We start from the raw sequence: 6,198 nt of genomic DNA, 5'->3' as shown, positions 1-6,198 counted from the left end.
CCCGTTGCCCCGTTCTCGCAAACTGACTTCACGCTAGCACGGCCCACCGGCGACCACAACGAACACTTGAACCACAGCGAACACTCGAACGCGGCTGATCCGCACCATCTACCAATGTAATTGCAAGTTAGTTTCGATCTTTGCCGTTCGTGGGATTATGTCGGACATAACAGGGATGGCAGAGATCTGTCATACGATGCGCTGGAGCCCGCTTCGCGTCCGGGCGGCCGAGGTGCCCGGCAGGAACCCGCCGACATCACAGACCGCTGCGACCGGTGGGACGAAACCCCAGGCGGTCAACGGTTGGAGACGAAACCGGAAGGCTGGCGGGGCTGAAGCGCCGGCGGCGAAACCGCCCCCGCGCCTCCGGGGTCGTCATCACTGAATCAGTGGGCTGAGCTGGCCGTTTCGCTTCCGAGACCACGCGCCGGCCGACTACGTTTTTGCCTATGAGTCGTGCGCCAAAGCGCTTGTCGCGGCGCTGATTGCGCAGCGGTTCGCCGATATCGTTCCAGCGCGATTGGGCGGGAAAGTCGCCCGCATGGGATGGGTTCTACTCTTTGACGGCGACACTCCCGGCGGTGTGACCGACGCCACACCGGGGGCGGATTGCTCTAAACGCGGGCAGCCAGGATAGTTGGGCGCTGACTGGGGTCGAACGGGGAGTACGTTTCATCGGTTGGCGGCCGTCGTAGTCGGAAATCATTGTTCCGCAACGGCGGACAGGTCTGCCTGCGGTGGGGCGTTGAGACGAACCGCTTTGGCCGATCACTAATGCGGTACAGGGAAGCAACTCAACTGGGCGGCGCGACAATCGTCGGCGCGGGCTCGGTCAGGTAGACGGATTCCGGGGGATCCACGGTGGGTCGCGCGCCACGGGCGCACGGCACCGGCGATGTCGCGGACCGGCGCCGTCCGACACCTGCGTAGGCGTTCGCGCGCCCACACAGAATGGGGGACCACGTGGCATCGACGGACGCGCCGGCGGCACCGGCGACCGGAAGAGACCGGCTCGACCCCGCGGTACTCAGAGTCGCAGGCGTGGTCGTTCTCGGTACTTTCATGTCCGTTCTGGACACGACGGTGGTGAACATCGCCCTGCAGAACCTGACGTTGCGGTTCTCCACGTCGTTCGACACGATCCAATGGGTCGTCACCGGCTACAGCCTGGCGCTGGCGATGGTCATCCCGATCACTGGCTGGGCCGCCATGCGGTTCGGCACCAAGCGGCTGTACCTCATGGCGATCGTGGCCTTCCTCTTCGGCTCGGTATTGTCCGGCCTCGCCTGGAACGTCGAGTCGCTCATCGTGTTCCGGGTGTTGCAGGGGATGGGCGGGGGCGTGTTGATGCCCGCGGGCATGATCATCGTCACCAGGGCGGCCGGACCACAACGACTCGGCCGGGTGATGTCCATCCTCGGCGTGCCGATGTTGCTCGGCCCGGTCGGTGGCCCCATCCTGGGCGGCTGGCTGGTGGACGTGAGCAGTTGGCGGTGGATCTTCTTCATCAACGTGCCGATCGGCATCGTCGCGCTGTTGTTCGCGAGCCGAGTGCTGCCCAAGGACACCACGCACGCGGGCAACCGGTTCGACTTCCTCGGCATGCTGATGCTCTCGCCGGGTCTGGCGCTGCTGATCTTCGGTTTGTCCAGGATTCCCAGCGTTGGCGGTGTCGGCGATCTCAGCGTGTGGCTGCCGAGCTTGGTGGGCCTGGTGTGCATCGTCGGCTTCCTGCTGCGCGCGGGGCGGGTCGCCAATCCGCTCCTGGACCTGAAACTGTTCAGGAACAGGGCTTTTACGATCGGCGTACTCACCTCGACGTTCTTCACGATCGCGTTCTTCGGCTCCGGGTTGGTGTTTCCGACCTACTTCCTGCTCGTTCGCGGCAACAGCGTCCTGAAGGCCGGACTGCTCCTCGCCCCCAACGGCATCGGCGCGATGCTGACCATGCCGTTCGCCGGACGGCTGACCGACCGACTCGGCGCGCGGGCGGTGGTCTTCCCCGGTCTGTTGGTCATCGCCGCGGGCACGGTGGTCTACACCATGATCGGCGCCGACACACCATACTGGGAGCTGCTGACAGCGTTGTTCGTGATGGGCATGGGCATGGGCGCCACGATGATGCCGATCTCCGCGGCGGCAATGGTCACCATGCAGCCCCACCAGATCCCCAGCGCTGCCGCTGCCATGAACGTCGTGCAACGAATCGCCGGCGCGATCGGCTCCGCGCTGATGTCGACCGTGCTCGCCGCATCACTCGCCAACGAGTTCAACGTGCCGACCAACCACGGACAGCTCGCCGCGACGGCGGCACTGCACGGCCCCAACGCACGACACGCCGCGTCGTTGGCCGCGAATGCCTTTGCCACCACCTTCATCTGGGGAACGGTCCTGATGCTCATCTGCCTGGTGCCCGCGCTGTTCCTGCCGGCACGCCGTCCGCAACCACGGTCGTGACAGCGAGCTGGATTTCAAAAGGTGCTCGGACACAAAATTCGTGATCCTTTTCCTGGCACTCAACAGAGCAGCAACCAGACGGCGGAGTAGGCCGAAGGTCACGCGGCCATGGCATCTGCGCTTGAGTGCCTGCGGTTTGCAGACCGGCCCTCGACCGCGCCGGAGATCCCGGCAAGTGCCAGACCATTGGTAACGGCCGCCATATCGCGGCGTATCCCGGCGGCGAATACCAGTTCAGGCCAACGTGCCGGGATCGCCCGTAACCACGTCCTGCCAGCCTCGGTGACAGTATCGGCTTGGCGGTTCATCCATCCGGTGGCCTTTCGCGGCTTCGGAGCTGCCGGGACCTGCGTGGCCGGAGTACCGCCAACCCGCACAGGCTCCAGACAGCGGCTGACGGTCCGAGACGAACCACGGTAGCCCTGCTCGCGGAGTCTCGGTGAGAGGGGTCGCGCCCTGGCAGGCCCGCGCCCAACGCGAGTCCAGATACGACTTGAATCGATCCAACTGGCTGAGCCAGGGAGCTGGTTCGGCCTGGCATACGCAGACCCCGGGGTGATCGCGCAGCCAGGCGGCGACAGCGCCGGATCCCTTACAGGGCACCACATCGACGGCCCGTCGTTCTTGCGCCCAGTCGACAACCCAGGCGCCACAATGAACTGTGACCGTTGACGACCCGCTCCCGCCCGATGAGCTCGCCCCACGCCTCGCCGAAGTCCATCTGCTGGTCGGGCTGCTGTATCGGCGGGCACTGCGAAAGGTGAAGCTCGGCGAGGAGATCGAGGGGGTCGGCGCCGGGGTGCGCGCGGTGCTGGACATGCTGCGGCTGAACGGGCCGATGACGGTCCCGCAGATGGGCCGCGCGCAGGCACTGAGCCGACAGTTCGTGCAGCGCATGGTGAACGACGCCGCCGGGCTCGGCCACGTCGAAGCCGTCCCGAACCCGGCGCACCGGCGGTCATCGCTGATCCAGCTCACCGACGACGGCCGCGCGGCCATCGGGGCGGTGATCGCCCGCGAGCACGGGCTGCTGGGCCAGATCGGCGGCGGTCTGACTCAGGCGGATGTGGACGGCTGCGTCAAGGTGCTGTCGATGAGGCTGGACACGCTGTCGGACGTCGACATGGACTGAGCGAATCTAGGTGACGTTAAGTATGGGTACCCCAGAAGGCAACACCTTCTGCATCGCGCCCCGCAGTGCGGAGAGTGCGTAGAGCTGACGCCCATGTCGGTGACGAGCCGCAGGCGGGTGATCGCCGGATGCGGCGTCTACCGCCCGCAATGCAGCCCCACCCAGGACTCGACCCAGTATGACTCGTGATGCGTTGGTAGAAGATCGGCGAGCCGGTCGTCGTCACCCGGTGCTGGAACCGGGTTCGTTCCGCCACCACCAGAAATCCGTCGGCCACCAGCCGCGCGACCGCCACGCCGGCATCACCGAGCAAAAATCTCGGGTGAGTGCGGACTCGGTCACCAACGGGAACAAGACGTCCGGATAGGAGCGCGGGAAGCGGCCCGTGAACCGGATATGGGCCCTTTGGACGCCGGCCGGGGAATGCATCCCGGCCGGGCCAATGTGTTCTGCGATGGCGTTAGGGGGTGACCTTCGAGTGTTCGGTGCACAGCTGTGTTCCGTCGGTGTTGGTCAGGCATGCCCAGACCTCGACGGATTGACCACTGCTCAGGGAGCCTGTCTGGGACACCGGGGTCCTGGCGTTGGTTCCGCCGGCGTCTGCGGATGTGGTCATGTCTCCGGTGCAGGGCAGTGACTGGGTCTGCACCGCGCCGTCGGGTACGGTCTGCCAGTTCAGCGTTGCCGCGGTCACTCCGGCCTCGGCGCAGGTCGCGCCGCTGCCGGTGGCCGAGCCGGCATCCGGGATCTCCGGGTCGTCGAGGGTGCCGGTCAGGTCGAGGTGGCCGACGAGGTTGTAGGACCCCGGCAGGAACGCGACCGAGGCCTCGTAGGTCACGTTCGCCGTCTCGGTCATCCCGGCACTCTCGCCGGTGAGCTTGGCTTCCTTGTCCTTGATCCCGCTGATGGACTGTCCTGGGATGACGGTGTCGTGGAAGTTCCCGCAGTTGGCGCCCGCCCCGCCGATGCAGGCCCACAGCTCGACGCCGTTACCCCCGCTCAGGCTACCGGAGGCGCTCACGTTCTTGGTCACCTTCTTCCAGCTCGCCAGGGAGTTGCAGCCGAGCGAATCGGTCTGCTCGGTGCCTCCGGGCACCACCTTCCAGTGCAGCTCCCCGGTGACGGCGGGACTGTAGCTGAAGCATTGGGTCTTGTTGAGACCGGTGATCCTGAAGTTGCCCGCGCCGTCGAAGGTGACGTTGCCCTGGATCATCACGTTCGCGTTGGAGCCGTAACCGTTGTTGCCATCCGCGGCGTTGTTGCTGGGGAGCTCCAGCGCGTCGGCGACGACGGCGAACCCGCCGCCCGGGGCGGCTGCGGAGGCGATGGATGCCACCGGCAGGACGGTGCCGAACGCGAGCGCGCCGACGACGGCGACGCGGCCGAACGCGCCGCGGGTGAATCTGGACAGAGAGATCATGCATACCTCCATGAGGAAGCTGAACGTTCCCGATCAGGGCACTCCCAGGGGCCTGGGCGTGCTACTCGGTGCGATCCGCCTCCGGGATGTCGAGTCCGGTGCCCGGACCCGAGAGAAGTTGATCATGAAGGGAGCCGCCATCCGCTCTGAGCGAGCAGGGGGTGTCCCCGAAAGGGGACGACTATCCACTCGAACGGCGTATCGCCCCTCGGCACCCATAGCTTTAGTAACGCCCCAGCACGCCACGTCTACCTGCTGCCGGGGACCGGTAGGACGAACCGGCCAGCCTTCCTCGGAAACCGAAGAACCTTCTGAACCTCAAATCTGCGCCCAGCCCGGAATAGCGGAAGAGTTGTCTAAGAGTTGACTTGATAATCACAGGCTTACTGCTCGTTCCAGTCTTCATCTGTCGACGTCTAGTCACCGGGCGCAACGGACCAGCAAATTTCCGGCACGACACTGTGCCGACAGGCGCGAATATTTCGAGCGTTGCACGGGCAATCCAGAGCCGACTTCTCGCCAATACGTTGCGCAAATCAGAAGCCTGTTAAAAGGTTGCGGGCTACAGCCAGTCACGCCGACGGCCTTCCCATACCCGCACCTATCGCGGCCCAGCCGTGAGACGCCTGCGGCTACCCGGTTACTGATCACCCGTGGAAGGGAAGTGCTACTGCAGCGCCTGGGCCGCCGGTCTGGGCGCACAGGCGCCAAGCTGACCAGGCGGGCGCTACCGGCGGCACCGCCGGAGACAGGGGCGCGCGCGAATAGATGCCGGAGCAACAGCAGCCGCGCAACGGAAGGCCACGGCTACCGATCGCATAGGGCACGTCCAAGATCGCAGACCGATATCGGAGCCGGTGATCAGGCCAGGCCGGCGCCGTGTGAGAGCTCCGTCAGGGAACGATGGTCAAGGCCAGGGTCCACAGCTTCGACGGTGGGCCGGACGGGTCCGGGTTGTACGTACTGGAGCTGCTGAGGGTGACGGTGCCGGGGCGCAGAAGCCTGACTTGGTCGTGGCGGGTTCCGATCGGCTTGACCTGGTCGCTGATCGAGGCCATCTGACTACCGGGCCGACCACAGATCTACAAGACACTGCCTAGAAGCCTGATGAAAATCTTGGGTTCTGGTCGTGGCGTTTTCACGCCTTGGGCAGGGCCCATCCTGTGCTGGTGTGGTGGAGTCCGAGGTT

General features: G+C 65.5%; 4 protein-coding genes. 2 read left to right on the top strand and 2 right to left on the bottom strand.

What is annotated here, in order from left to right; translation table 11 throughout:
* Window positions 1–951: 951 nt before the first annotated feature.
* Window positions 952–2,457 (top strand): DHA2 family efflux MFS transporter permease subunit, encoded by a 1,506-nt coding sequence (locus ABH920_RS46960; RefSeq protein ID WP_370355864.1) that lies wholly within the window; start codon window positions 952–954, stop codon window positions 2,455–2,457.
* Between the two features lie 661 nt (window positions 2,458–3,118).
* Window positions 3,119–3,589: a MarR family winged helix-turn-helix transcriptional regulator gene (locus tag ABH920_RS46955; RefSeq protein ID WP_370355863.1), complete on the top strand. Its 471-nt coding sequence runs from the start codon at window positions 3,119–3,121 to the stop codon at window positions 3,587–3,589.
* A 460-nt stretch (window positions 3,590–4,049) separates the two neighbouring features.
* On the opposite strand, the gene ABH920_RS46950 is transcribed toward ABH920_RS46955, so the two are convergent.
* Both ABH920_RS46950 and ABH920_RS46945 read right to left on the bottom strand, forming a co-directional pair.
* Window positions 4,050–5,009 (bottom strand): hypothetical protein, encoded by a 960-nt coding sequence (locus ABH920_RS46950; protein WP_370355862.1) that lies wholly within the window; start codon window positions 5,007–5,009, stop codon window positions 4,050–4,052.
* 893 nt (window positions 5,010–5,902) lie between these two features.
* Window positions 5,903–6,067, bottom strand: a complete 165-nt coding sequence (locus tag ABH920_RS46945; RefSeq protein ID WP_370355861.1) for a hypothetical protein — start codon at window positions 6,065–6,067, stop codon at window positions 5,903–5,905.
* Window positions 6,068–6,198 lie beyond the last annotated feature (131 nt).

Source organism: Catenulispora sp. EB89, assembly GCF_041261445.1.
GTDB lineage: Bacteria > Actinomycetota > Actinomycetes > Streptomycetales > Catenulisporaceae > Catenulispora.
The sequence above is the reverse complement of the archived record's forward strand: the minus strand, read 5'-3'. Positions and strand labels throughout refer to the sequence as shown.

Coding starts and splice junctions, on each gene's coding strand:
- ABH920_RS46960 (WP_370355864.1), top strand. CDS start 952: ATGGGGGACCACGTGGCATCGACGGACGCGCCGGCGGCACCGGCGACC.
- ABH920_RS46950 (WP_370355862.1), bottom strand. CDS start 5,009: ATGATCTCTCTGTCCAGATTCACCCGCGGCGCGTTCGGCCGCGTCGCC.
- ABH920_RS46945 (WP_370355861.1), bottom strand. CDS start 6,067: ATGGCCTCGATCAGCGACCAGGTCAAGCCGATCGGAACCCGCCACGAC.